Source organism: Bradyrhizobium genomosp. I (2014), from assembly GCF_000261685.1.
Classification (GTDB): Bacteria; Pseudomonadota; Alphaproteobacteria; order Rhizobiales; family Xanthobacteraceae; genus Bradyrhizobium.
Window position 1 is genome coordinate 1 of sequence record NZ_AJQE01000022.1, and the last position, 2,694, is coordinate 2,694.

The following is a 2,694-nucleotide window of genomic DNA, read 5'->3' on the forward strand; positions in this document are numbered from 1 at the left end:
AGGATCGCGCCGATGGCTCGCCGGAGGACGCGTTCGCGCAATTGGAGGCGGCAGCCCGAGCGGTCTATCGCTCCTGGATGAGCGAGCGCGCGATGACTTATCGAAGCCTCCAGCATCTCGAAGCGCTCGAGGGTACCGCCGTGACCGTGCAGGCGATGGTCTTCGGCAATGGCGGTCTTGCCTCCGGCGCGGGCGTGGCCTTCTCGCGCGATCCTTCGACGGGCGCGCCGCGGCCGATGATCGACCTCGTCCTCGATGCGCAGGGCGAAGACGTCGTTTCCGGAAGACGCGCGCCAGATACGGCCGAGGCGATCGCCCGCGAGCTGCCGCAGCTCGAATCGGAGCTTGGCGACGTCCTGAGGCGACTCGAGCACGCCTTCGCCGATGTCCAGGACGTCGAGTTCACGGTCGAGAACGGCAGGCTCTGGATCCTCCAGACCCGCACGGCCAAGCGCACGCCGCGGGCCGCCGCCAGGATCGCGATCGACCTCGTGCATGAAGGCCTGATCTCGAAAGACGAGGCATTGGGGCGGATTGCGGAGATCGACCTCGCCTCGCTCACCGAAACCAGATTGGTTGCTCCGGGCAGGCCCGCAGCGACCGGCATCGGGGCGTCCGGCGGCATCGGAATCGGACGCGCGGCGTTCTCGTCCGAAGGCGCCCGGTGCCTCTCGGCGGGAGGCGAGCCGGTCATCCTGCTGCGTCCCGATACCAGCACCGCCGACGTCGCAGGCTTCGCGCTTGCTGCCGGCATCGTAACGTCAGTCGGCGCGCGCACCTCGCACGCGGCCCTAGTGGCGCGGCAGATGGGCAAGCCCTGCGTGGTCGGCTGCCGTGAGCTGAAGATCGATCCTGTCGCGAAGCGGGCCCAGCTCGGCAATGTCGCATTTGCCGAAGGCGAGTGGATGACGATCGAGGGCGACGCCGGAGAGCTCTATCTCGGACGCTGCGAGACGATCCGGACACGGCCCGAAGCCGAGCTTGCCGAGATCGCGGCGTGGCAGGCGCACTGCGGCCAAAATGGCAGCCACGCCGCGGCGCCTCAATGAGTGCCGGTCAGGATCTGAAAACACCCGATCGCGACCTCGATCACGATCAGAACCACAACCGCAATCTCCAGGCGGAGCGAGCGCTGGGTGTCGATGATGTCGGTCAGTGCGTTGGCGGTCTCCGACACCGCGGTGAGCTTGCGCTCGAGCGTGTCGAGGCGCTCCTTCAGCTCGTACTCGTCCTCGAGACGGGAATAGAGCCGATCGAGCTCGGGCTTCTCCCAGAGCACGTCGGGCTTCTCGGCGATGGCGACGCGACCGGCGACGCGCTGCTGCACCAGCAATGCATTGCCGATCAATTGCAGGATGCCCTTGCGCCGGCGCGGCGTGCGGCCGTGCTCGGCGAGCTCCCGTGCGAACGGCTCGATCACATCGAAGACCGCGGCGACGCGGCGCTCGTCGCGCGCCAGCGACGTGCTCTTGGCGAGCGCATCCGCAACCAGCAGCAGCCGGTCGTCGGAGAATTTGGCGAGACAGATCGGCCCGCCCGGCTGGATCGCCTCGGCGGCTTCGTCGTTGCAGAGCTGCGCTTGCGCGATCTCCTCCTCGTACGGGCTGAGCTCTCCGGTCACGCGTGACCTCAGGTTGTCGATGAGGACCTTCTCCTCGGACGGAAGCAGCCCGATCAGCACGACGACACCGTAGCGAAAGATCACGGCAAGGCCGCCATGGACGCGGAAGGCGGCGGGCGTCGAGGACACCAGCGTGCCGATTTCCAGGCCAGAAGCATTGATGCGGTCGCCCAGCATCAACGCCCGGATCCGCAAGGTCGGCGCGGCCCCCTGCTTCGGCGCCGCCGGCGCCGTGCCAGCGGCGAGTTGATCGGCGTTCATGTGAGGCCTCCCCCGGCACCAGGATCACGCATTTTCCGTTCGACCTTTCTTGCAAGCCGCCTCCTCGTCCGAGAGAGGCCAACTGCCCGCGCGCAGCGAAGTGTCGCCATGACACTTCGGGTTAGCCGTCGGGAGAGCTTGTGCCGAAACATTTGGCAATATTACCAGCCCGCGCGCGACATACTTGGCTGTGATGACCGGCTGCGGTTTACCATCGCACGCCGAAGCGCCGCCGGAAAGTTGCACTCGGCAACGCGACGGGTTTATGACAACATCATGCAACGCTACGCTTCTCCCGAAGTGCAGACACTGAAGCCTCAATCATGCTGAGCGTCATCATTCCGACCGAAGGTGTCGAGCAGACGGCGGTCGCAACCCTGGCCGCACTCGTCCCCGGCGCCGCCGCCGGCGTCATCCGGGAGGTTCTTCTGGTCGACCGCACGCGCAATGGCGTCATCGAGCGCGTTGCAGACGTCGCAGGCTGCCGTTTCATCGGGTTCGACGGGCCCTCGCAGGGCGCGGCGCTCGCCGCCGGCGCGCTCCAGGCCCGATCGCCATGGCTGATGTTCCTGCCCGCAGGTGCCGTGCTGGAAACCGGCTGGATCGAGGAAACCACCCAGTTCATCCAGGCCGTCGCCAGCAGCGGCCGGGATCGTGCGGCGGTGTTCCGCTATGCGCGCTCGCCTTACGCAAATACCGCATTGCGCGACATCGTCTGGGCCGTGGCGCGCACGCTCGCCGGTCCCCTCGGCGATCAGGGGCTATTGATCGCGCGTGTTCACTACGACCGGATCGGCGGCTACCCGCCCCAG

Annotated in this window: 3 protein-coding genes; 2 read left to right on the top strand and 1 reads right to left on the bottom strand. The window is 67.2% G+C overall.

Annotated elements, in window-relative coordinates; genetic code table 11:
• The coding region (locus IC50_RS01945; RefSeq protein ID WP_035699810.1) for a PEP/pyruvate-binding domain-containing protein at window positions 1–1,049 on the top strand (1,049 nt) is incomplete at its 5' end.
• On the opposite strand, the gene IC50_RS01950 is transcribed toward IC50_RS01945, so the two are convergent.
• On the bottom strand, window positions 1,043–1,882 hold the full coding sequence (locus IC50_RS01950; RefSeq protein ID WP_035699812.1) for an RMD1 family protein: 840 nt from the start codon (window positions 1,880–1,882) through the stop codon (window positions 1,043–1,045). The two genes, IC50_RS01945 and IC50_RS01950, sit on opposite strands and share 7 nt — an antisense overlap.
• 323 nt (window positions 1,883–2,205) lie before the next feature.
• On the opposite strand from IC50_RS01950, the gene IC50_RS01955 reads away from it, so the two are divergent.
• Window positions 2,206–2,694 (top strand): glycosyl transferase (locus IC50_RS01955; RefSeq protein WP_035699814.1); only part of this gene is annotated, 489 nt, incomplete at its 3' end.

Coding starts and splice junctions, on each gene's coding strand:
- IC50_RS01950 (WP_035699812.1), bottom strand. CDS start 1,882: ATGAACGCCGATCAACTCGCCGCTGGCACGGCGCCGGCGGCGCCGAAG.